Below are 23,237 nucleotides of genomic sequence, written 5' to 3'. Positions count from 1 at the left end.
CGATGCGAATACATCACGGCAAAGCCGACCGCATTGCCGGTCGAGACGTTGTCGCGGATCTCGCTGTCGTTGGTGTACATGTAGTGAATGGCAAAGCGCAGATCGCGGAAGCGATTGCCGCTGAACTTGTTTCGCTGGCTGGCAACGACAAAGATGCCGTCCCGGCCGTAGCGGAAATCATTGCCGATCACCTGGGCTCCGGGCGCATTCCAGACCGAAACGCCGTTGCCGGCTTCATTCAACCGGCCTTCCTGGATGCCGATGATCCGGTTCCCTGTCGCTACGGCATTTTCCGCGCCATGCAGGTAGATGCCGTAAAGATTGCCTTCGATCCGGTTATTTTCGATGACGGCACCGCTGGCCGTCTTCGCGACGAAAATACCGGAGTCGAGTGCCTCAAGGTTCATCCCCGACCCGTGCACGGTCAGGCCGCGCACGCCAGCGCCGGCAGCGAGCACCGTCACCACGCTGCCCTGGCCAGGCCCGGTCACCACAGCGCCAGGCTCACCCTGCAGCGTGAGCCGGCGGTCGATTCGCACCGGCCCGCGGTACGCACCGGCCGGCAGGATCACCACATCGCCCTCTGCCGCCCGCGCGAGGGCGGATTGCACATCCGCCCCCGGCTGCAGGCGCAATTCGGCCGCCTGCGAAGGCAGCACGCGGCTGGCGGCAACCAGGGCCGTCAGCCACGCACCTATGACAGAGATCGCACGCATCGAACTCAGGCGTTCCGCGGTGAGACCAGCATCCGGCCCTGCATTTCCATATGCATGGCATGGCAGAACCAAGTGCAGTAGTACCAGTAGACGCCCGCCCGGTCGGCGATGAATGTCACCGACGAGGTCTGCTGCGGCCCAATCTCCATATTGATGCCGTAGTTGTTGATGCAGAAGCCGTGCGTCAGATCTTCGACGTCGTCGATATTGGTGACATAGACGGTTACTTCGTCGCCCTGTTTGACTTCGAACTTCTCCAGCCCGAATGCCGGTGCCGCCGACGTCATGTAGACGCGCACCTTTTTGCCCTGGCGGATGACCTTGGAATCGGCTTCCAGGTCGACGCCATCGGCCTTGGCCTGCTTCACGGCGTCGGCGAAGAACGGGTCGTCACGCTTCCAGACATGCAGCGGATTGATTTTCGAGCGATGCACGATGGTGGCGTCATGCGGCTCGGCAAAGCTCGGGCTGTCATGCACCAGCACCATCTTGTCGCCGGAAATGTCGATCAGCTGATCGTTCTCCGGTTTCAGCGGGCCAACATTGAGATAGCGATCCTTGGAGAACTTGTTCAGCGAGATCAGCCATTTGCCATCGGCCTCCTTGGTCTGTCCCATGGAGGTGTGGTTGTGACCGGGCTGGTAATGCACATCCAGCTTCTGCAGCACCGGATTGACCTTCTCGCCCTTGAAGGCCCGCTTGGCCAGATCGATGTTCCACTTCACGATCTGGCTGTCGAGGAACAGCGTGGTATAGGCATTGCCCCTGCCGTCATAGGCAGTGTGAAGCGGGCCAAGGCCCAGTTCGGGCTCGGCAACCACCACATCGCGCGGCTTGATCTTGTCGTCGAACAGATCGTCCAGCTTGCGGGCATCGAAGACGGTAACCGTCGGCGACAGTTTGCCATTGGCGACGAAATGGATTCCATCCGGCGCCGTATTGATGCCATGCGGGCTGTTCCCGACGGGGATATACCGGGTATAAGGCGATCCTTTACGGCCATCGAGAACCGGAATGCCGCCGATCACCTTGGCCTTGCCGGACTTCACGGCATCCTCGATCCGCTTCAGGTTGAAGACGACGACCCAGTCCTGCTCATTGGCCATGGTTTCGGCCAGGGTGACGCCTTCCTCCGAATTGTAGCAAGTCGCCCATGCATATTTCCCCTGGAAATCGGCATCGACATTGTCGAGATTGCCACTGACCTGGATCTGCCAGGCGATTTTCATGGTCTCACCGTCTATGGCGGTGAACGACGCTACATATTTTTTTGGATCGTCCAGTACCTTGCCATCGTTCGGCACCGGGACCCGATCCTCGCCGTTGCAGAAGACATAGCCGGTCTTCGGGTACTTCTGCACACGCAGGCCATGCACCGTCGACTGGTTCGGGATCTGCACGATCTTGTCGCATTTCATGACGTCCAGCCGGATACGGCAGACTCGGGTATTCGACTTGTCGTTGGCATAGAGATAGCGGCCGTCATAAGTGCCATCCGTCATCGAAAGATGCGGATGATGAAGATCGCCATTGGTGTAAATTCCGCCGCGGGTCTTCAGGAATTCCTTCGTCTCGGGTGTCAGGCCTTCGGTCAGGATCTTGAGACTTTCGTTGGTCTGCCCCCAGCCGGTCGCGCTGTCGCGGTTGAACACCGGCACACGCATCAGCTCGCGCATGGACGGCAGGCCGACGATACGCAGCTCACCGGTCTGGCCGCTGGAGAAGAAGACATAATATTCATCCAGCTCGCCCGGCTTGACCTCAACCTTGTTCGCACCGCTGCGACTGGCCGACGGTCGTGTCTGCGCCTCAGCCGAGCTGATCCCGCCGTTGCGGTTCATCACCAGGCCGCCAGTCAGGCCGGTGGCGCCGGCTGCGGCCACGGCAGCCGTGGTCCCGAGCACATGGCGCCGGCTCAACCCTTTCCTGCTGCTGTCGTCTTCCTTGGTCATACTTCTCTCCTTCGGTTATGACATCACTTGTGAGGGGCGGCCGGCGTCTGAGCGACCCGGTTCCGGTCGGCATAAGGCGCTTTGGGCAAAGCACCGCCGGACTTCATTGAAGGCGAAGCCAGCGCGTCATGCCGCTCACGCTTCAACCGCACCTGGATCATGTGCGGGCAGCGGTGATCGTCGTAATAGAGTTCCTGGCAATGCATGCAGTAGATGCATTCATTGACATTGATATGGCCTTCGGGATGGATGGCCTGCACCGGGCATTCCTTGGCGCAGCGCTGGCAGGGCGAGCCGCATTCGGGCCAGCGCTTCAGCCATTCGAACATGCGGATACGACCAGGGATCGCCAGAGCGGCACCGAGCGGGCACAGGTAACGGCAGAAGAACCGTTCGACGAAGAGGCCAGCCGAGAGCAGCGTCAGGGCATAGATCACGAAGGGCCAGTCGCGGCTGAATTTGAGAATGATCGAGGTTTTGAACGGCTCGACCTCGGCAAACACCTCCGCCAGCGCGACCGAGTAGAACGACAGGCCGAACAGGCCGAGGAAGATGATGTATTTGATCGGCCAGAGCCGCTCATGCAGCGCCCAGGGAATCTTGACCTGCGGCACCTTCAGCCATTGCGCCAGATTATTCAGCAGTTCCTGCAGAGCACCGAATGGGCATAGCCAACCGCAAAATGGCCCCCTGCCCCAGAATAGCAGAGCTGCGGCAATGGCCGCCCAGAGAATGAAAATCAGCGGCGCAGCCAGGAAGAATTCCCAGTTGAAGCCGGTGATGAGCGCGTTGGTGAAGGTGACGACATTCACCACCGAAAGCTGCGCATTGGCATACCAGCCAAGCCAGACCAGTGTGAACAGCAGAAAGCCGCGCCGGATCCAGACGTATGTTCTGGGCCGCCGCACGAGCGCATCCTGGAAAAAGAAAATCGCCGTGAGAACCAGAAGCCCGGCAATGGTGATGCCGATCTCAAGACTATTGGCCAGCCAGATGCGCTGCCAGAGCGGCTGATCGAGCGCGTCCCGGGCGGCGGAAGCGCCGGCGACAACAGCGGGAGCAGCCGTCGGAGCGACCGCCGGCGTCGACCGCAGATACTGCTCAGGCAGATCGTAATCGAGCTCGAACGTAAGGAAGGCCTTGTCGCGCGCACCAACGTTGCGCTGGACCAGCAACTGCAGCTGCCAGGGCTGCGCCAGATCGAGGCGGAAATCCTCCGGCATGACAAACAGCGCAATCTCGCGCAGTTCCGGCGCACCTGCCGCCTCCATCGCACCGAGCCTGGTATGGTTTCGGTCGCGGAAGCGGGTACTGCTGCCTTCCTGCAGCAATTCTATACGGTCGAAAATTCCGCCCCGCACATAGCCCGATCCCTTGAAGGAATAGGCGCCGTCTCCGGCCACCAGGATGGCCTGCTGACCGGGCTTCAGCCGTTCGCGCAGGCGCGTATAGGCCTCGTCGCCGAGCAGGCTGCGACCGATGGTCGGCACCGAAACCGGGGCAACAAACATTTCGATAAAGCTGTCTTCGGCGCGGCCGGTTTCGGCATTGCCGGCGGCTTCGGCATTGCCGGCCCGCGCAAAAGCCTGGCTGACTTCGCCGACGCTCAGACTGAGGCGCCGCACCGAGCCATCACCCACCAGCTCTTCCCAGCTGCGGATTTCGCTCCGATCGGTGTCTACTTGCCGGACCTGGGCCGGGGCTGCCGTCGTGGCCGTCGCAGCGACTCCGGACAACCGCCCGCTGCGCACCAGCCGAACGGCCGAGCGCACCACGCTATCGGCCATGACCAGTATCGTGACCGTCGCGCCGCTCACGATATCGACCTGCGGCGGCTTCTCGGCTCCGCTGGCGATGGCGCCGATGTCGCGGCCGATCAGTTTATTCATCGCCGCCACAACTTTGGCTTCAGGAATGCCGATCAGCACGATCGGCTCCTTGTGATCGACCAGCCTTATCCCGGTGACAGTGGCCTTTTGATCGATGCCCACCAAAAGATGGATGGGCTTTCCCGAATAGCCGACCGCGTTGGTGAAATCGGCATTGAGGTAGACGAAGCCCAGCACCTGACCTGCCGTGTTGTAGGCAGGAGCGACCGGTGGTTCACCCTGAAGCGGTCCCAGCTTTTCGGCGCCAGGCACAAGCTCGGCAACCTGGACTTTCGGCAAAAACTCGGCGAGCCGCGAGGCTGCATGCGCAGAGGCGGCAGCAAGCGTCACTCCGGCCAGGATGGCGAAGACCCATGCCAACCCTCTGCAAGTGCGACGGGTTTGCAGCTTCTTGCTCCCCAGCAATAGAGTGGTGATCAAGCGTCCCATACCGCTGACATCAAATATAACCACATGCTCCTGCTGCAGGTCGGTTCTCGAGACTCCGGCACCGCCCTACACAGGCATTCGATACAGGCCCGGCCAGGTTTGTTCATTGCGCTGCATCAATGACCGCCCCGAAACCGAAAAGTATTTTCCCACCATGCTAGCTGGAAGTTTGACCGCCTCACGGGGAGCGGACGGACTTGGCCTCCGGTACGGGAGATCTGCATGAGCTTATTGACATCGGAACCGGCTGCTCCGGTCCGTTCGCTCGCCGAGCTTCTGGCGATCGCCTATTCACTGGAGCATGAGGCGGCTGAGCACTACACAAAATTTGCCGCCCAGGTCCGGCAGGAGGGCTTGGCCGAGATTGCAGACCTGTTTGAGAAGCTGGCCATCGAGGAACGGCATCACGAACAGTATGTGGAAGCATGGTCGCTGCAGCAGTCGGGCAAGATGCCCGATACCGCCGCTCTCCGCTGGACNNGAAGACCGTGCATTCGCATTGTGGAGCTATATCGCCGCGCATGCAGAAGGAGACGAACTTCGTGCCGCGGCGGAGACAATGGCACGCACGGAATTGCAGCATGCATGGCAACTGCGGCGCGCGCGCAGGCTGGCATATCATGCCGAAGGCCGCGGCCGACCCGCCAGTGCCGTTACGCTGAACAGGCTTGCCGCCGATGAAGCCGATCTGGCCGATTTGCTCGACCGGGCTGCCTCAGAGGACTCCGTTTCGGCGTTCGAACTCCGGCGTCTGGCGCAGGAAACGCGGGATCTGGCGGGCCATCCGGATGCGGCCGGCAATCGGATTGCCGATACCGGCGACAGGCCGGCCGATATCCTCGCCCTGGCGGAGCGTCTGGTTGAAGACTATCTGGAAGTCGGTGACAGATCCGCGGACGAAGCCGTCGTCGCCAGGGCACAGGGCCTGGCCGAACGCGCGGTTCTGCGCCTCGCTCAGCTTCGCGTCCTGGGTGCCGCACTCCCCGACAGCGCATTGTCAGGCCGTAACCCGCCCGCCTGAATCCCCGATATACCCTCGATCCGACGTTGCCGCGCCCGCAGCGTGGCGACGACAATGACAAGAATGAAGGTGACGATTGCCAAGAGAGTCAGCAGGCCGCTGGCCTGTCGCGACAAGGGCCATTCGGCCAATCCACTGACGACACGAACCAGCATGGAGATGTGCAGCAGCGCCAGCGGCACATAAAGCCGGGAACTGTATGCCACACGCCATTGCGTCACGGCAGGCAGGATGATCAGGGCATGTCCGAATACCATCGACACCACGAAGCCGATCAGAATCGCATGCAGGGCGATGTCATAGCCAAAGGCGGTCGCCGCAGGCGACCGCAACAGCAGGGCAACGCCGGCAACGCCCAGCCAGGCATAGCCCAGCAGCATGCAGACGGCGAAAAACCGGGTCTGCCCCGTCTGCCGGATGGTGCGGCGGGCAATATCGTGGCGCAGCAGCCAGCCCGCGGTGGCCAGCAGGCCGCAGCCGAAAAGGACAGCGCCATTCTCCCCCGTCACGCCATTGCGTGCGCCGGTGGCGAGCAGTCCGAGCGGCAGAATAAACAGGGCCTCGCTGCCAGCCTTGCGCGGCAGCAGCCGGCTCATTTCCAGGCGTTCGCCTGCAATGGTGAGAATCAGGAAGGCCAGCCACCAGCCGACGATATCCGATATGCCATCGCCCAGCAGCCAGAAAAGATTGCCGGCCAGCCAGGCCAGGGCGCCACCCAGCATCGTGGCGGTGAACAATGCCGGCTGCTGGCGCAGGATCAGGAAAGACGCCGCGGCAAGGGTGGCACTGGCCAGCAGGTAAGCCGCAGCGCCGGCTACCGGTGGCGATCCTGCGAGCAGGAACAGGCTGCCAAGACCCGCCGCCGCAGGACCGAGATAGGCCCAGGGCCGGTCCAGCGCGACAGCGCGTTCCAGGCTGATCAGGGTGCCGAACAGGCCCGAGATCATCAACGGACCGTGCAGTTGACCGAGAGCTGCGCCATGCGGCAGAACCCAGCCCAGCCGCCATAACCCTCCACACAGTCCCGCAAAAAGGCTGACAGCCCCCAACAGCAAGAAAAGGATGCGGAACCGGTGAGAGTTCCGCATCGCCATGGCATGGATCCGGTCAGGCCGCAGCACGGCCAATCCGGACCTGCCAGATATCAGGACCCTGCTCCCGGTAGTCCCATTCGAACAGGCCGGGGAATTCGGCATCGAACTGGTAGTAGAGGGGCTTGGGATCATGATCGTTCACCAGCAGCAAGGCCTGGCCCGGGGCCAGCTTCTGGAAGGTCTGGAAAATCAGGGGATGGCGCATCCGAGGCGCAATCTCCCGGACATCGATCGTGGCGGCAATGGTATCTGCGCTCATTACGGTTCTCCTTAAGCGTGGCCGAGCAACGCCCGGCCCTGTTCAGTCATTCGATCCGGCTTCCATGGCGGCTCCCAGACCAGTTTGACATCCACCATGTCCGCTTCGGGAAATCGCTGCCGCAGCCGCGCTTCAGCCTCGCTGACAATCATCCGCCCCAACGGGCAGGCCCGCGTGGTCAGGGTGATCGCGACAGCAACGGCGTCTGCCGTTCGTGCCGCATGATAGACCAGCCCGAGGTCGACGATGCTGAGCCCCACTTCCGGATCTATGACCGCCTGAAGCGCGTCGAGGATGTCGGAATCGAGAGATGCCGCTCCGGTTTGCGATGCCATGATCTACCTCATATGGACGGATCATATATGCGGCGGAGTGGCAGGCGCTTCTTTGTGCTGAAACAAATTCTGGTATCGAATGCTGCCGGTGCCCAACTTGTGCTGCGACAAAGACAGCAGTCATGCCGCGACTATGCTGACGGGCGCGATGAAGGCTCCAGCATGACAATCGGTCTTGACGATATAGTGGACGATGTTCTACGCCGCCAGCCTGCGACGTTCAGGACATTTCTGGATTACAAGATGCGCTGTATCGGCTGTCCGATCGCCCGCTTCCATACCATCGGCGAGGCCTGCCGCGCTCATCACGTCGAGCCTACTGCCTTCCTCGCCGCACTGCGGGCTGTGGAGGCAGATCAGGCCTCGGACTGATTCTCTGCGATCAGGTATAGCCGGTGCGGGTCCGTCAGAACAATCTTCTGTCGCCCGCCTTCCACCAGCCCACGGCTTTCCCAGGCGCTGAGTATGCGGCTGACGGTATGGAGAGTGGTACCGGTCATCTCGGCCACGTCCTGGCGCGTGATCGGAAAGTCGATCTCGATACCCTGCTCAGTCTTGCGGCCCGACTGACGGGCCAGGCGCAACAGCGCATGGGCAACCCGGCGCTCAACCTCTTCCGTCGACATCTCAACGACACGGGCCTGAACGTCCTGCAGCCGGCTCCCCAGGGCCTGCATCGTGCCGGCGGCAAGGACCGGATATTTTGCCACCAGCGAAGGCCAGGCCGAGGACGGCCAGATCAGCGCCAGACTCTCGACGACTGCCGTGGCCGTCGCGGGATAGGTGTCGCGCCCGATCGCCATCGCAATACCGAAGATATCGCCGGCGACGATGTAGCGGACCGCCACCTGCTGCCCATCCGGCGTTACCCGGGTAACGCGAAGATGGCCGTTCAGCAGCAGGAAGAAATGCTCCGCCTTGCCATCCTGCTCGAAGACATTGCTGCCTTTCGGATAGCGGCGTGACTTGGCACCGTCGAGAATATCCCGCACCTGCTCGCGCGCGAGTTCGCGGAACAATGCCAGCTCGGCAACAATAGATGGGTCGATAGCGGTCATTCTGGCCCCGTTAGGAAAACCGGAACCCAGATTATCAGCCTCGATCCAGCCCCGCCAGAAGCCGAACAGGGCCACAAATACAGTTTAATACTTTGTCGCAGCGCAACGTTGGGAATCAGCAGCGCTCCTATATATGAGCCCGACGCCGGGACGATCTCGGTAAATCGATAGGAGAGAGCAATGCGTTCAAGTCTGGTTCTTGCCGTTACCGTAGTCGCGCTTTTTACGGCGGGATCCGCTTCGGCCGCCGATCACGAAGTGAAGATGCTCGATAAGGGCGCCACTGGCATCATGGTCTTCGAGCCGGCCCTCGTTAAGATCGCGCCAGGCGATACGATCAAGTTCATTCCGGTCAGCAAGGGACACAACGTTGAGACGATTCCCGGCATGCTACCCGAGGGCGCAACGCCGCTGAGCGGCAAAATCAACGAAGCCGTCACCGTCAAATTCGACAAACAAGGCGTCTACGGTTTCAAATGCAAGCCGCATTACGGGATGGGCATGGTCGGAATGGTGGTCGTTGGAACACCCGTCAATCAGGACCAGGCCAAGGCCGTAAAACATCCAGGCAAGGCAAACCAGGTATTCGCCACTCTGTTTACCGACGTGCAAGTCGCGAATAAGTGAAACTGCGGAGGGCTGGCCCGAAACCTGGTCAGCCCGTTCTGCTGCCGCGGCTGCCGGCAGACAATGTGGATTGCCCTTGTAAGGACCATGATTGAGATCAATCCCCGCCAGCATGTTTTTGAGTAGGCAAATACGCGATGCGGTGTGGCGCCCACACGCTTCGGAACTGGAGTTGCCGCGCTGCATGAAAAGACATCGACGCAATACGCGCGCGACCACAAAGTATCGTGCCTTAAGCTTTGGTCAAATCGCTCTTTGCCTTCAGGCTTGTCACCATTCCACAAGGCTAAGGCGGAACGCATCGTCGCGACGGGTGAAAGCCGGCATCGCCACAGTCTGCAGCAGCATCGGAGCAGGAATGATGCAGCCGACGCCGACATGACATCGATGCCATTGGGAATGACGTTGTTCGCGGCGGTTCCCGAGCCGCAATGACAGATCGCGCGGCGACCTGCACCGCGTTGTCCGGACCGTTCAGACTCTGCAGAAAATCTGATTCCGACTGCGCACCGGTCGCTTCCGGTGCGCCAACAAAGAACAGGCCGGCCACTAGGGAAGCTGCGGCCGGCCTGCACGGCGACGAGGATCGGACCTGGTGGGGACAGAGATCGCCGCCGAAGAACTTCGGCGATACTCGGCCGGGCTGCCCGGCATCCGCAATAAATGCTTGCGGAGTTCGACACATCTTGTAAAAATCGAATATTATTAATGAGTTCTACGGTAATATTTTTTACAAACCGTTCGACTGTCGGGGGGCTTTCGTGGTTCGTTTTCCCACTGGTGGGCGCATACGCCAGCAGCGTCGCAAGATCCGCCTGACCCAGGCGGAGCTGGCGGATGCGGTCGGGATTTCAACCTCCTATCTCAATCTGATCGAGAACGAGAAACGCCCAATCGGCGGTGCGCTGCTGAACCGGATCGCCTCGGCGCTCGACGTCGTGCCGGCGCATCTCAGCGGCAACGAGAACCTGCGCCTGACCCAGGAACTGCTGGAGCTGATCCGCACCTATCCGGATACGCAGATGGACGAGGGCCAGGCGCTGCAGCTGATCGCTGCCTCCTCGGACTGGGCGCGCGCCTTCCTGCAGCTGCATCGCCGTTATCGTGAAGCGTCGGAAACCGCGATGGCACTGTCCGACCGTCTGAGCCAGGATTCCGCGCTGATCGAGTTGACTCATGCGGTTCTGATGCGCAGCACGGCGGTGCGTTCGTTTGCCGAAATCGTCGAACAGCATCCCGACCTGGAGGCCGACAGGCGTCGGCGCTATGCCGGCATTGTTGCCGCGGAGGCCGAACGGCTGGGCAGCAGCGTGCGCGCGATGATGGATCTGCTCGGTGCGGGACCGGCCAGCACGGCGCTGTCGTCGCCCAGCGACGAGGTGGACGATTTCATCAACTATCACCGCAGCCATTTTCCCCAGCTGGAGGAGGCCGCCGACGCCCTGCGCCGCGACTTCGGCGACGGCGACATCGGCTCGCATGCCCTGACCGAACGGCTCGAGAGCCGCCATGGCGTCGAGCTGCGCACCGTCCTCCGCATGGATGAAACGCGGCCCGAGGCCAGCCGCCGCTTTCTGCTGGCCCGGCATCTGGTGGAGCTGGAATTCGGCGATCTGCTCGAAAATCTCGCCGTCGACCGGCGTTTCATCACCTCCGATGCAGCGCGCGCGCTGTGCCGCCGCGCGATCACCGGCTATGCCGCCAGCGCACTGCTGTTTCCCTATGGCCGGTTTCTCGAAGCAGCGGAGGCGCGCCGCTACGACATCGAATATCTGGCGCAGCATTTCGGCGGCAGCTTCGAACAGATCGCACACCGGCTGGTCACCCTGCGACGACCCGGCGCCGAAGGCATCCCCTTTGCCTTCCTGCGCAGCGATCCGGCCGGCAACCTGTCGAAACGGTTCAGCACCCTGGGCCTGCATATGCCGCGCTTCGGCGGTGCCTGCCCGCTCTGGCCGCTCTACGGCGCCTTCCGCATGCCGGGCAGCGTCATGACGCAACTTGCCGTCATGCCCGAAGGCGAGCGCTATCTGCTGATCGCCCGCTGCGTCAGCAAGCGCCTGGTCGGCTACGGCCAGCCGGAGACGCTGTTCAGCATCATGATCGGCTGCGATGCCTCTTACAGCAGCCGCATCATCTATGGCGACAGATATGCAACCGGCAGCGATGCCGGCGGAACGCCGGTCGGGTCCGGCTGCCGTTCCTGCAGTCGCGCCGATTGCGCCCAGCGCGCGCATGCCTCCGTCGTCGCAACCGACGCGCCGGCGCAGGACGCTCGCGTCACCAGTATGACCATGCAATGATGTCCATGCAGAAGCAGGCCAGCATGAATAGAAAGGCCTGCCGCGGGGAGGATAACAATGCTCAGGCGGATTCTGATAGCCGAGGATGAGCCCTATATCGTGGAATCGCTGACCTTCCTGCTGTCACGGGAGGGCCATGAGGTTTCCGCTATCGGCGATGGTGCCGCGGTGCTGCCGGCGATTGCCCGGCTGAAGCCGGACCTGCTGATTCTCGACATCATGCTGCCGACGTCGAACGGCTTTGAAATCCTCTCCAGCATCCGGCGCACCGAAGACCTGAAAACGCTGCCCGTGCTCGCGCTGAGCGCCAAGGGCCAGGAGGCCGACCGCAAGCGCATGAGTGACCTTGGCGTGGACGATTACATCACCAAGCCGTTTTCCAACCACGATCTGGTCAGCCGGGTGACGCGCCTGCTGACCGCACCGCCCGGGCAGCCGTGATGTCGCCGCGCCGGCGCAACCGGATCTTCGCGCTGCTGCTCCCGGTGGTGGGGCTGATCCTGTTCATGCCGCCATATCTGCGCATCCCGAGCCGGGCGGAGCATCTGTTCGGCATGCCGGTGCTGCATGTCTACATCTTCCTACTCTGGCTGATCGCCGTCGTGCTGACCGCCATCGTCTCGCGCCGCCTGATCCGCGAGCCCGGAGCGGAGCCAGCCGAGCGTCGCAAAGCCGACGAGACCGATCCCGGGCAGCCCTGAACCATGCTGAATTCCGGCCTCATCGTCACAGTTGCCGGCCTCTATCTGAGCGGATTGTTCCTGCTCGCCTGGTATACCGAACGTCGTGTCGAGCGGGGTGCCGGCCGTTTTGTCGACTCCTCGCTCAGCTACACGCTGTCGCTGGCCGTATACTGCTCGTCCTGGACCTTCTATGGCGCGGTCGGCTCAGCCGTCCGCAACGGCCTGGAATTCCTGACCATCTATATCGGTCCGACGCTGATGCTGATGGCCTGGTGGTTTCTGCTGCGCAAACTGGTGCGCATCAGCAAGACGCAGCGCATCACCTCCATCGCCGACTTCATTTCCGCCCGCTACGGCAAAAGCGCCTGGCTCTCGGCGCTGGTGACGCTGATCGCCATGGTCGTGGTGATGCCTTATATCGCGCTGCAGCTCAAAGCCATCACGGCATCGTTCAACGTCCTCAGCGATCAGCCCGATTTCCCGCCCGCCCCTGGCGAGCCGCATGACCTGTTCAGCGACAGCGGCTTGTGGATCACGATCTGCATGGCGGCCTTCGTCGCCCTGTTCGGCACCCGCAATCTGGGCGCCGATGTCCGTCACCCCGGCGTGGTGGCGGCGATTGCGTTCGAATCGATTATCAAGCTGCTCAGCCTCGGCGCCATCGCGGTCTTCGCGCTGTATGGCCTGAACGACGGCGTGCGCGACATGTTCAGCCACGTCGACCAGTTCCCCGACCTGCAGCGCCTGTATGTTTTCTCGGCGGATTTCGAGCCGCGCTGGGTCGCCACCACTTTTCTGGCCGCCGCAGCGATGGTCTGCCTGCCGCGCCAGTTCCAGGTTGCCGTGGTGGAAAATTCAGATGAGCGGCATCTCGCCACCGCATCCTGGCTGTTCCCGCTGTACATGCTGCTGATCAGCCTGTTCGTGATTCCCGTCGCGGTCACTGGCGTCACGCATCTGCCACCGGGCTTCAATCCGGATCTCTATGTCCTGACCCTGCCGCTGCATTTCGACCAGCCCTATCTGGCGCTGCTGGCTTTCATAGGCGGTCTTTCGGCCGGCACGTCGATGGTGATCATGGCGAGCATTGCGCTTTCGATCATGATCTCCAACCATCTGGTGACGCCGCTGCTGCTGAGGCTGCCGCGCTTCAGCCAGCCGGGGACCGGCGACTTTTCCGGAATGCTGCTGACGGTACGCCGGCTGAGCATCGCCGCCATTCTGATCCTTGGATATATCTATTACCGCGCCATCACATCGACCAATCCGCTGGCATCGATCGGACTGGTCTCCTTTACCGGCTTCGCCCAGTTCCTGCCGGCGCTGGTGGGCGGCATCTTCTGGCGCGACGGCACCAAGGCCGGTGCCACCACCGGACTGATCGCCGGCTTCATCATCTGGTGCTACACCCTGCTGGTGCCGAATTTCGCTAATGCCGGCCTGCTGGTGGCCGGCATCGTCGCCGATGGCCCGTGGGACATCGCCATGCTGAAGCCGAATGCGCTGTTCGGCCTGTCCGGCTGGGACCGGCTGGTGCATGGGCTGTTCTGGAGCCTGAGTTTCAACATCCTGCTCTATGTGACGGTGTCGCTGTTCACCGGCCAGTCGGCGATGGAGCGGCTGCAGAGTGCCGTCTTCGTCGATATCTTCGAGCGCAACACGGCGAATGTCGACGATGCCCTGCAGCGTTCGGCCCAGACCGGCGACCTGTTCCGTCTGACGCAGAGCGTGCTGGGCGGCGAAACGGCCTATCGCATGTTTCGCGACTATGCCCGGCGCCAGGGTCGCAAGGACCATCTGCCGGTACCAGACCCCGCGCTGATCGCCTATGTCGAACGCCAGCTCGCCAGCACCGTGGGCGCTGCCTCGGCCCGCACGCTGGTGTCCAGGATCGTCACCGGCGAGACCATCACCGTGGAATCGGTGATCGCCATCCTGGACGAAGCGAAGGAGGCGATCCGCCATAGCCGCGAACTGGAACAGAAATCGCTCGAACTGGAGGAAACCGCCGAGAAGCTGCGCCACGCCAACGACCAGCTGCGCCGGCTCGATATGCAGAAGGACGATTTCCTCAGCCGCGTCAGTCACGAATTGCGCACGCCGATGACGTCGATCCGCTCCTTCGCCGAAATCCTGGTCGACGACGATCGCATCGGAAGCGACCAGAGCCGGCGCTTCCTCGGCATCATCCAGAATGAAAGCCAGCGCCTGACGCGCCTGCTGGATGAAATCCTCGACATCAGCCGCATGGAAAGCGGCGGTGCCGACTGGTCGCTGGTGGCAGCCGATGCACGCGATATCGCGCGGCAATCCATTGCCCTGATGATGGGCCAGGCTGGCGAGCAGCAGCATCGGCTGGTCGACCGTCTCGGCGAGCAGCCGATGCTGGTTCATGTGGCGCCGGACCGCCTGCAGCAGGTCTTCGTCAACCTGCTGTCCAACGCCATCAAATACAACACGCGGGCAGATCCGACGACCTGGATCGAGACGGTGGACTGCGCCGATCCCGCGTATATCGAAATCCATGTCCGCGACAACGGCCCCGGCATTCCTCCGGAGGATCAGGAAATGCTGTTTGCGAAATTTGCGCGCGGCTGGAATGCCCAGGCGCGGTCGCAGGAAGGCAGCGGACTGGGCCTGGCCATCTCGCGCCAGATCATGCTGCAGCTCGGCGGCAGCCTGACCCTGGCCGGTTCGGGGCCGGAGGGTTCGACTTTCGCAATCCGGTTGCAGAAGGCGCTGTGACCGGACGCCGCCGGAATCCCGAACGTCCTAGTCTTTGACCGGTCAGTCTTTTACAGGAACGGTGTAGTTCAGGACCATCCGGCCGCCGTCGACATACACCGTCTGACCCGTCACATAGGACGCGTCCTCGCTGGCGAGGAACGATGCCACCGCGGCGACTTCGCTCGGCTCGCCGCAGCGGCCGATCGGCGTGCGCGACAGCACCGATTTGCGCGCGGCATCCGAGGTCATGATCTGCTGCGCCACCAGTTCGGTCAGGATGGTGCCCGGGCCGATGCCGACGACGCGGATATTATGCGGCGCCAGCGCGACGGCCGCCGTGGTGGTCAGCTGGTTCATCGCGCCCTTCGACATGGCATAGGTGCTCAGCGTCGGGATCGACAGCAGCGCGTTGACCGACGACATGTTGATCACCACGCCGCCGCTTCCTTGCGCGATCATCTGGCGGGCGGCGGCCTGGGTGCCGAAGAAGGCGCCTTTCAGGTTGATACCCAGAACCGTCTCGAAATCTTCCTCGGTGATGTCGAGGAACTGCTGCGTGCGGGCAATGCCGGCATTGTTGACGATCACGTCGAGCCGGCCGAACCTGTCCGCCGCCAGTTTCACCAGCGCGTCCACATCGGCGCGTTTCGACACATCGGTCCGCAGCGTGGCGAGGCTGGCGGGATTGTCCAGGTCGGCGGCGGTTTTGGCGAGCTGCGCCTCGTTGACATCGCCAATGACGACCTTCGCGCCATCCTTCAGGAAGCGTTCGGCGCAGGCGCGTCCGATCCCCTGTGCCGCACCGGTGACGACGGCAACCTTTCCAGCAAGTCTCATGTCATTCATTCCGTGTGTTGAAAGCCGGGCCATGCAGGTCATGGCAGAGAGTCCCTTTTTAATAGGGCCTTGGTCGGCAACCAAGTCTCTGCCAGTATTCTGCGCAGCAGGAGAATGATGAAATCCTACCTGATCTACACTGCCGCCGCGTTCGCCGAAATAGCCGGCTGCTTCGCCTTCTGGGCGTGGTTCCGGCTAGAGAAATCCGTGTGGTGGCTGCTGCCCGGCCTGGTGTCGCTCGCCGCCTTCGCCTGGCTCCTGACTTTGGTGGAAACCGCTGCGGCCGGCCGGGCCTACGCGGCCTATGGCGGCATTTATATTGCAGCCTCGCTGCTCTGGCTCTGGCTGGCGGAACGGCATCCGCCGGATCGCTGGGACATGATCGGCGCCGCGATCTGCCTGGTCGGCAGCGCCATCATCCTGTTCGGACCGCGAACGTCTTAAATCTCGACCCTGTCCTTCGGCCTGATGCCGCGCTTCTGGGCGGCGATGCGGAAGGTGGCGTTCGGCGCGCCATAACCGTTGTATCTGCGGCGCTGCACCACTTCGAAGAAGAAACCCTCGCCATAGTTCGGGCTGTAGATCTGGAAATACTCGCCCTCTGAATCGCGGTCGTAGAGGATATTGTGGCTGCGCAGAGCCTCCAGCAGGTCCGGCTCCAGGCCGAACCGCGCCTCGATATCGTCGTAGTAGTTCGGCGAGATATTGAGCGGCCGGAAGCCGTTCTGTTTCATCGCAGCCACCGTCCTGAAGATGTCGTCGCTGGCAAAGGCGAGATGCTGCACGGCCGAGCCGAAACTTTCGGCAATGAAGCGACCCGCCAGCGTCCGGTTGTTCTCGGCGCCGTTAAGCGTCAGCCGCAGTGAGCCCTCCGCATTCTCGATCACCTGGCTGCGCACCAGCCCACCGGGATCGACGATATCTACCATCGGCGTCTTCTGCGTGGCGAAGATGGATGTGTAGAACAGAATCCAGGTCAGCATTTCCTCGTAGTTCATGCTCTGCGCCACATGATCCACGCGGGTGAGGCCGGCGTCTATCGTCGCGCCCTCATCATTCACCGGCTCGAAATCGATCTCCCACAGCCGCGCAAGGTCGCTGCGGCTGTCGATGAAATGCATCACGCCGCCGCCGACACCGCGGATCGCCGGGATTTTCAGCTCGCCGGGCCCGACCGCCTGCTCAAAGGGATCGGCGCCCATGGCACGGGCGCGCGCCACCGTCGCCGCAGCATCTTCGACGCGCAGCCCGATATCGCAGACGCTGGTGCCATGCAGCAGATAGGCGGCATGGGCGAAACCGTCGCGTTCGGTGTTGATCAGCAGGTTGATATCGCCCTGGCGCCAGAGCGTGACATCCTTCGACTTGTGCTTTGCGGTTTTGGCGAAGCCGAAGGCGCGGAACATGGCGCCGAGTTCAACAGCCTCCTGTTCGTTGGCGGCGAATTCGAGGAACTCCACACCACTTGAACGGATGCGGTCCGGGATTTCGGGCACCGCGATCTTCGTGCCGGGTTCCTCGCGCGTCACCCGGTCCATCAGGTTGACCAGCGAACGTTTGCCATCGACTGCGATGGCCTTAGGCGAGCCGCCGCGGAACTGGTCGTTGAAGATTTCCAGCGACAACGGACCGTCATAGCCGGTCGCCGCCACGGCGCGCATGAACGGCACCACCGGCAGATCGCCCTGGCCCGGCATGTTGCGGTAATGCCGGCTCCAGTGCAGCAGGTCCATTTCAATCATCGGTGCATCGGCCAGTTGCACGATGAAGATCTTGTCCTTCGGAATCGCACGGATCGAGGCCGGATCGATCCTGCGCGCCAGCGTGTGGAAGGAATCGAGGATCAACCCGATATTGGGATGATCGGCGCGGCGCACGATCTCCCAGGCGTCGCGATGATCGTGGATATGCTTGCCCCAGGCGAGCGCTTCATAGCCAACGCGCAAACCGCGTTTGGCGGCCCGTTCGCCCAGTTCGCGGAAATCGTCGGCGGCGCGGTCGATGCCGCCGAGCGAGAGCGGCGAGACATTCGAGCAGACCAGCATCAGGTCGGTGCCGAGTTCCTGCATGATGTCGAACTTGCGTTCGGCGCGATCGAAGGTGCGGGCGCGCTGCGGCTCGGGCATGCCCTCGAAGTCGCGGAACGGCTGAAACAGCGTGATCTGCAGCCCGGCGTCGCGCACCATGCGGCCGACCTCGCGCGGGCTGCCATCGAAAGCGAGGAAGTCGTTTTCAAAAATCTCCACGCCGTCGAAACTGGCGGCCGCGATCGCCTGCAGCTTTTCCACCAGCGTGCCGCTCAGGGTGACAGTGGCGATGGAGGTTTTCATGGCGTTTCACCCTCTTCTACGATTTTGGGCGGACTAGTTCGTACAAAACGCGGCAAGGCGAATGCAGTTCGATGGCGGCCGGCGCCGCCTCAGCCCGGGTTTTTCAGGACATTGCGCAACACCATGTCGACCACCTGTGACCGCAATGTGGCGAGCGCCTTTTTCGAGGCGAGATCGACGCGGAAGATCTGCGAAAAGGTGGCGCGGTTCGACACATTGAAGAAGGCCAGCGCGCTGATCTGCCAGTGCAGGTCGATGGCATTCAGACCTTTACGGAAAAGGCCGTCCTGCAGGCCGCGCTGATAGACGCGCTCCAGTTCGCCGATGGCCGAAACGTTGAGATCCTGGATCGTCCTGGAGCGCGCCAGATATTCGCCATGGTGGATATTCTCGATCATCACCAGACGAATGAAAGCCTCGTTGGAATGATGGTGATCGAAGGTGAATTCGACCAGCTTACGCAAGGCATCGGTCGGACGCAGATGTTCGAGATCGAGCTGCGCTTCGGTGGTGCGCACCTTGCGATAGGCTTCTTCCAGCACGGCGAGATAGAGGCCGTCCTTGTCGCCGAAATAATAGTAGATCATCCGCTTGCTGGAGCCGGTCTTAGCGGCGATCTCGTCGACGCGCGCGCCCGACAGGCCATTCTGCGCGAATTCGCGCGTCGCCACGTCGATGATGTCCTGCTTGGTCGCCTCCGGTGCGCGCGCCTTGGCGCCGGCATGGCGCGGCGCGGCAGCCTCTGCCTTTTTCGGCAGCGTCTTCCCGGCGGACTTTTTCTTGGCGATGGTCATGGGCTGGATTTTTCCGGTCGGCGCGGGCTCGCTGCGCCAGGCGGCAGGGGATGGCGTCTGCTGCATACTGCCCTCGCTCGATTGCATTTCAAATAGCTAACGCACCCAGAACTAAAGAGATTCCTGCCGCCCGCGATGCTCCCGGAACAGCCGCGGCAGGTTTCCGGCGTTTCCGGATTTGACTATACTAACTATTTCGTACAAAGTGCTAGCCAGAAAGTGTCGAGGCAAAAAGTCCCGGGGAGGACGCCGAAGGGCCATGGTGCAGGCTGCGCACGAACTCTGCGTCGACAAGCTGCGCGCTATGCTGGCCGCGCGGCCGGATCTGGCGAGCCCGGCCGGCGGCAACCGGCCATTGCTGGTCGGCCTGATCGGCCGCGGCATCCAGCTGTCGCGCACGCCGGCCATGCATGAGCGCGAAGCAGCCCGCTTCGGCCTCGGCTACGCCTATATGCTGGTGGATTTCGACCAGCTCGGCCTTCCTGACGACGCGCTGCCCGGCATGCTTTCGGCCGGCGCCGCGCTGGGCTTCCAGGGCTTCAACGTCACGCATCCCTTCAAACAGCAGGTGATCCCGCTGCTAGACAGCATCGCGCCCGAAGCCGCCGCCATCGGCGCGGTGAATACCGTGGTTTATGGCACCGGCGGCAGCACGACCGGCCACAACACCGACTGCTGGGGCTTTGCCGAGAGCTTCCGACAGGGGCTGGGGATTGGCCCCGGGGGCGTGCCGCTGCGCCAGGTGGTGCAGTTCGGCGCCGGCGGCGCCGGCGCGGCCGTGGCCCATGCGCTGCTGCAGCTGGGCGCCGAGACGTTGTCCATCGTCGATACCGATCCAACCCGCGCCGCGGCACTCGCCGCGCATATGGGCAGGGAATGGGGGAGCGGCGAGCGCGTACAGGCGACCACGAAGATCGCCGACGCACTGGCCTGGACCGACGGCATCGTGAACACGACGCCGGTCGGCATGGCGAAATATCCCGGCATGCCATTCCCGGCCGAGGCTTTGCGGCGCCAGCACTGGGTGGCGGAAATCATCTATTTTCCCGAGGAAACCGAGCTGCTGCGCGTGGCGCGTGCGCTTGGCTGTCGAAATCTGGCCGGCACCGGCATGGCGATCGGCCAGGCGGTGCGCGCCTTCGAACTGTTCACCGGCCGCAAGTCGGATATGGCGGCCATGGCCGGACATTTCGCCGCGGCGGCTTGAGAAGGCCTGCGTAGCGAGAGGATTACAGTAACCGTCAGACGGATTTCAGACGTTCAAAAAACAGGAGGAAATACCATGACCATCAACACCACACGTCGCCGCTTCCTGGCCGGCACCGGCATGGCCGCTGCGGCCACTGCTTTCAGCATGCCGACCTTTGCCCAGGGCAAGCCGAAGCTGCGCTTCTCGGCCGTCTTCTCGGAGCAGGATATCCGCGCCGAGATGATGAAGAAGTTCGCCGAGGGTATCGGCAACGACTTCGCCTTCGAAGGCTATTACGGCGGCAACCTGTTCAAGCAGGGCACCGAACTGGTGGCGATCCAGCGCGGCAACCTCGAAATGGGCAATATCGCGCCGCAGGATATCTCGAAGCAGATTCCGGCCTGGTCGATCCTGACCGCCGCCTACCTGTTCCGCGATGCCGACCATCTGACCAAGTTCTTCGCCAGCCCGGCCGGCGCGGAAATGAAGAAGATGGCCGACGACAAGCTCGGCGTTCATATCCTTGGGCCGACCTATTTCGGCGCGCGCCAGATCGGCCTGAAGCCCAACAAGAAGATCAACACGCCGGCCGACATGGCCGGCATCAAGCTGCGCATGCCGCCGGGCGAGGCCTGGCAGTTCCTGGGCGAGTCGATCGGCGCCAATCCGACCGCGATGGCCTATGCCGAAGTTTACACCGGTCTGCAGACGGGTGCGATCGACGGTCAGGACAATCCGCTGCCCAACGTCGAGAACATGAAGTTCTACGAGGTGATGTCGCAGATCGTGCTGACCTCGCATCTGGTCGGCTTCGACCTGCTCACGGTGTCGAGCAAGACCTGGAAGGCGATGAAGGCCGATCAGCAGAAGCGCTTCCAGGCTGCGGCCGACTCCGCGATTGCCTTCTCGCAGAAGAAGCACCAGGCGCGCGAGAAGGAACTGGTCGACTTCTTCAAGGGCAAGGGCCTAAACATCTACGAACCGGACCAGGCTGCCTTCCGCAAATATGCCCAGGCCAAGTATCTGGCTTCGGATCTGGCCAAGGACTGGCCGAAGGGCATGGTCGAGAAGATCAACGCGCTCTGATCGTTGCCGGCGGGGGCCTGAAAAGCCCCCGCCACAATTCTCCGGATTTGGTGTAGACCGTTTCAGTACAGAGTTGAGGGGGGAGGAAGCCATGCAGCAGGCACTGCGTAACTGGGCCGGGTGGTTTTATCGCCGCGGCGAGAACATCCTGGCCGCCATGCTGGGCGCCATGTTCGCCGTCTTCATCATCCAGATCGTCTTCCGCTATCTGCTGAATTTTCCCATTGGCTGGACCGGCGAGGTCAGCACCATCCTCTGGGTTTGGCTGGTGCTGTGGGGCGCCGCCTTCGTGATCCGCGAAGAGGAAGAGATCCGCTTCGACCTGATCTATGGCGCGGTCAGGCCCAGGGTGCGGCGCCGGATGATGGCGGTCGCCTGCGTCTCCACCGTGGTCCTCTATGCCGTGTCGTTTCCCGCCACCATCGACTATGTGACCTTCATGAAGGTGGAGAAAGCCGCCTATCTGAAGATCCGCATGGACTGGCTCTATTCCATCTACATCCTTTTCGTCGCGGCCGTGCTGGTCCGCTATCTCTGGCTCTCCTGGCAGGCGCTGCGCGGCAAGACCGCCGGAGACATCGATCCGACCAAAGCGGCGTCCGGCGTATGAATCTTGCAAGCCCATTTTCCATCGCCATCGTCGTCATGACGGCACTGGCCTTCCTCGGCCTGCCGATCGGCCACGCCATGATCGCCGGCAGTGTGCTCTATCTGTGGATCGCCGGCCTCGATCTCGGTACTGCAGCGGAGCAGTTGCTGAACGGCATGTACACCAACTACGTGATCCTCGCCGTGCCGCTGTTCATCCTCGCTGCCGAGCTGATGAATATCGGTTCGATGACCGAACGCCTGCTGAATTTCTGCAATGCCATCGTCGGCCGTTTCCGCGGCGGCCTGGCGCAGGTCAACGTCGCGCAGAGCATCATCTTCGCCGGCATGTCGGGTTCGGCCATCGCCGATGCCGCCGGTACCGGCAAGATGATGCAGAATATGATGACCGCCGACGGCAAATACCGCGCGAGTTACGCCGCAGCCCTCACCGCCGTCACCAGCGTGATCGGCCCGATCATCCCCCCGTCCATCCCGATGATTCTCTACGCGCTCGTTTCGGATGCGTCGATCGGCTATCTGTTTCTCGGCGGCGTGATCCCCGGCCTGCTGATGGCCGGTGCGCAGATGCTGATCGTCGCCTGGGGTGCGCGACGCGAGAATTTCCCGGTCGAGAAGCCGACGCCACTGCGCGATCTGCCACGCATCACCTGGCAGGCTTTCCCCAGCCTGATGATGCCGGTGGTGCTGCTGGGCGGCATCTATAGCGGTGTCACGACGCCGACCGAGGCGGCGGCTGTCGCCGCTGCCTATGCCCTGATCATCTCGGTGGGGCTGTATCGCAGCGTCAGCTTCCGCGACTTCTACCGCTCGGTGCTGGCCAGCGCGCGCACCTCGGCCTCGATTGGCATGCTGATCGCCGGTGCGCTGGTCTTCAACTATGTCGTCACCGTGGAGAATATCCCCGAGGGCATCAAGCTGCTGCTCGCCGGCTGGGAGCTGTCGCCGATCGGCTTCCTGATCCTGGTCAATATCCTGCTGCTGCTGCTCGGCTGCCTGCTGGAAGGCACCACCATCCTGCTGGTGATCGTGCCGGTGCTGATCCCGACCGCGCAGGCGCTCGGCATCGACATGGTGCATTTCGGCGTCATGGTGGTGGTCAACATCATGCTCGGCCTGATCACGCCGCCCTATGGTTTGCTGCTGTTCGTGATGACCCGCATCGCCGAAGTGCCGGTCCGCGACATCGTCAGGGACACCCTGCCGTTCCTGTGGGCGATGATCGCCTCGCTGGCGCTGATCACCTTCTTCCCGGAAATCGTGCTGTGGCTGCCCCGGCAGCTCGGCTACGGAGGATAA

22 protein-coding genes and 1 pseudogene are annotated in these 23,237 nt (G+C 62.4%); 13 read left to right on the top strand and 10 right to left on the bottom strand.

The genetic code is table 11. From position 1 onward, the window contains the following. The 3 genes from CTR53_RS17015 to CTR53_RS17005 all read right to left on the bottom strand — a co-directional run. A partial coding sequence (locus CTR53_RS17015) for a NosD domain-containing protein (RefSeq protein WP_290816153.1) occupies positions 1–716 on the bottom strand: 716 nt, incomplete at its 3' end. Between the two features lie 5 nt (positions 717–721). Beyond that, entirely contained in the window at positions 722–2,668 is a 1,947-nt protein-coding gene (gene nosZ / locus CTR53_RS17010; protein WP_290816150.1) for a TAT-dependent nitrous-oxide reductase, read from the bottom strand. A gap of 23 nt (positions 2,669–2,691) precedes the next feature. Continuing rightward, positions 2,692–4,986 carry a NosR/NirI family protein gene (locus CTR53_RS17005; RefSeq protein WP_290816147.1) on the bottom strand — a complete coding sequence of 765 codons (2,295 nt, stop codon included), beginning with the start codon at positions 4,984–4,986 and terminating at the stop codon, positions 2,692–2,694. Between the two features lie 222 nt (positions 4,987–5,208). Between CTR53_RS17005 and CTR53_RS21315 the strand changes: the two are divergent. Together CTR53_RS21315 and CTR53_RS17000 are read left to right on the top strand one after the other, a co-directional pair. Continuing rightward, positions 5,209–5,403: pseudogene (locus CTR53_RS21315) on the top strand (ferritin family protein); the annotation flags it as partial. 142 nt (positions 5,404–5,545) lie between these two features. Beyond that, complete coding sequence (locus CTR53_RS17000; protein WP_290816144.1) at positions 5,546–6,007, top strand: hypothetical protein; 462 nt, start codon at positions 5,546–5,548, stop codon at positions 6,005–6,007. Here CTR53_RS17000 and CTR53_RS16995 read toward each other — a convergent pair. From CTR53_RS16995 to CTR53_RS16985, 3 genes are all read right to left on the bottom strand, one after another. Further along, the gene (locus CTR53_RS16995; protein ID WP_290816142.1) at positions 5,941–6,954 is read right to left on the bottom strand and encodes a hypothetical protein; all 1,014 of its coding nucleotides are present in this window, start codon (positions 6,952–6,954) and stop codon (positions 5,941–5,943) included. The genes CTR53_RS17000 and CTR53_RS16995 overlap by 67 nt on opposite strands. 160 nt (positions 6,955–7,114) lie before the next feature. Then, positions 7,115–7,360 (bottom strand): DUF2249 domain-containing protein, encoded by a 246-nt coding sequence (locus CTR53_RS16990; protein WP_290816139.1) that lies wholly within the window; start codon positions 7,358–7,360, stop codon positions 7,115–7,117. An 11-nt stretch (positions 7,361–7,371) separates the two neighbouring features. Then, positions 7,372–7,695, bottom strand: a complete 324-nt coding sequence (locus CTR53_RS16985; RefSeq protein ID WP_290816136.1) for a metal-sulfur cluster assembly factor — start codon at positions 7,693–7,695, stop codon at positions 7,372–7,374. 54 nt (positions 7,696–7,749) lie between these two features. Between CTR53_RS16985 and CTR53_RS16980 the strand changes: the two genes are divergently transcribed. After that, the gene (locus CTR53_RS16980) at positions 7,750–8,067 is read left to right on the top strand and encodes a DUF1858 domain-containing protein (protein ID WP_290816133.1); all 318 of its coding nucleotides are present in this window, start codon (positions 7,750–7,752) and stop codon (positions 8,065–8,067) included. On the opposite strand, the gene CTR53_RS16975 is transcribed toward CTR53_RS16980, so the two are convergent. Then, entirely contained in the window at positions 8,052–8,753 is a 702-nt protein-coding gene (locus CTR53_RS16975; RefSeq protein WP_290816130.1) for a Crp/Fnr family transcriptional regulator, read from the bottom strand. The two genes, CTR53_RS16980 and CTR53_RS16975, sit on opposite strands and share 16 nt — an antisense overlap. 180 nt (positions 8,754–8,933) lie before the next feature. On the opposite strand from CTR53_RS16975, the gene CTR53_RS16970 reads away from it, so the two are divergent. From CTR53_RS16970 to CTR53_RS16950, 5 genes are all read left to right on the top strand, one after another. Further along, positions 8,934–9,380 (top strand): pseudoazurin, encoded by a 447-nt coding sequence (locus CTR53_RS16970; RefSeq protein WP_290816127.1) that lies wholly within the window; start codon positions 8,934–8,936, stop codon positions 9,378–9,380. Between the two features lie 761 nt (positions 9,381–10,141). After that, on the top strand, positions 10,142–11,683 hold the full coding sequence (locus CTR53_RS16965; RefSeq protein ID WP_290816124.1) for a helix-turn-helix domain-containing protein: 1,542 nt from the start codon (positions 10,142–10,144) through the stop codon (positions 11,681–11,683). 57 nt (positions 11,684–11,740) lie between these two features. Then, a complete protein-coding gene (locus CTR53_RS16960; RefSeq protein ID WP_290816121.1) occupies positions 11,741–12,124 on the top strand; it encodes a response regulator in 384 nt (127 codons plus the stop codon). Next, positions 12,124–12,384: a hypothetical protein gene (locus CTR53_RS16955; protein ID WP_290816118.1), complete on the top strand. Its 261-nt coding sequence runs from the start codon at positions 12,124–12,126 to the stop codon at positions 12,382–12,384. The genes CTR53_RS16960 and CTR53_RS16955 overlap by 1 nt, the downstream gene beginning before the upstream one ends. Before the next feature lie 3 nt (positions 12,385–12,387). Beyond that, positions 12,388–15,111 (top strand): ATP-binding protein, encoded by a 2,724-nt coding sequence (locus CTR53_RS16950; RefSeq protein WP_290816116.1) that lies wholly within the window; start codon positions 12,388–12,390, stop codon positions 15,109–15,111. A 42-nt stretch (positions 15,112–15,153) separates the two neighbouring features. On the opposite strand, the gene CTR53_RS16945 is transcribed toward CTR53_RS16950, so the two are convergent. Then, positions 15,154–15,930 carry an SDR family NAD(P)-dependent oxidoreductase gene (locus CTR53_RS16945; RefSeq protein ID WP_290816113.1) on the bottom strand — a complete coding sequence of 259 codons (777 nt, stop codon included), beginning with the start codon at positions 15,928–15,930 and terminating at the stop codon, positions 15,154–15,156. A 117-nt stretch (positions 15,931–16,047) separates the two neighbouring features. On the opposite strand from CTR53_RS16945, the gene CTR53_RS16940 reads away from it, so the two are divergent. Next, on the top strand, positions 16,048–16,374 hold the full coding sequence (locus tag CTR53_RS16940; protein ID WP_290816173.1) for a YnfA family protein: 327 nt from the start codon (positions 16,048–16,050) through the stop codon (positions 16,372–16,374). Here CTR53_RS16940 and CTR53_RS16935 read toward each other — a convergent pair. After that, positions 16,371–18,260 (bottom strand): sugar phosphate isomerase/epimerase and 4-hydroxyphenylpyruvate domain-containing protein, encoded by a 1,890-nt coding sequence (locus CTR53_RS16935; protein ID WP_290816110.1) that lies wholly within the window; start codon positions 18,258–18,260, stop codon positions 16,371–16,373. The two genes, CTR53_RS16940 and CTR53_RS16935, sit on opposite strands and share 4 nt — an antisense overlap. Positions 18,261–18,349: 89 nt before the next feature. Continuing rightward, positions 18,350–19,054 carry a TetR family transcriptional regulator gene (locus CTR53_RS16930; RefSeq protein WP_290816107.1) on the bottom strand — a complete coding sequence of 235 codons (705 nt, stop codon included), beginning with the start codon at positions 19,052–19,054 and terminating at the stop codon, positions 18,350–18,352. A 259-nt stretch (positions 19,055–19,313) separates the two neighbouring features. On the opposite strand from CTR53_RS16930, the gene CTR53_RS16925 reads away from it, so the two are divergent. The 4 genes from CTR53_RS16925 (at position 19,314) to CTR53_RS16910 (ending at position 23,237) form a co-directional block, all read left to right on the top strand. Next, a complete protein-coding gene (locus CTR53_RS16925) occupies positions 19,314–20,261 on the top strand; it encodes a shikimate dehydrogenase (RefSeq protein ID WP_290816105.1) in 948 nt (315 codons plus the stop codon). A 75-nt stretch (positions 20,262–20,336) separates the two neighbouring features. Then, positions 20,337–21,329 (top strand): TRAP transporter substrate-binding protein DctP, encoded by a 993-nt coding sequence (gene dctP / locus CTR53_RS16920; protein ID WP_290816101.1) that lies wholly within the window; start codon positions 20,337–20,339, stop codon positions 21,327–21,329. A gap of 91 nt (positions 21,330–21,420) precedes the next feature. Further along, the gene (locus CTR53_RS16915) at positions 21,421–21,939 is read left to right on the top strand and encodes a TRAP transporter small permease (protein ID WP_290816098.1); all 519 of its coding nucleotides are present in this window, start codon (positions 21,421–21,423) and stop codon (positions 21,937–21,939) included. Next, positions 21,936–23,237, top strand: coding sequence for a TRAP transporter large permease (locus CTR53_RS16910; RefSeq protein WP_290816093.1), 1,302 nt, complete (start codon positions 21,936–21,938; stop codon positions 23,235–23,237). Before CTR53_RS16915 ends, CTR53_RS16910 begins: the two co-directional genes overlap by 4 nt.

It is taken from the genome of Ferrovibrio sp., assembly GCF_002796975.1.
GTDB lineage: Bacteria > Pseudomonadota > Alphaproteobacteria > Ferrovibrionales > Ferrovibrionaceae > Ferrovibrio.
This window is presented reverse-complemented; position numbering and strand designations above follow the sequence as displayed.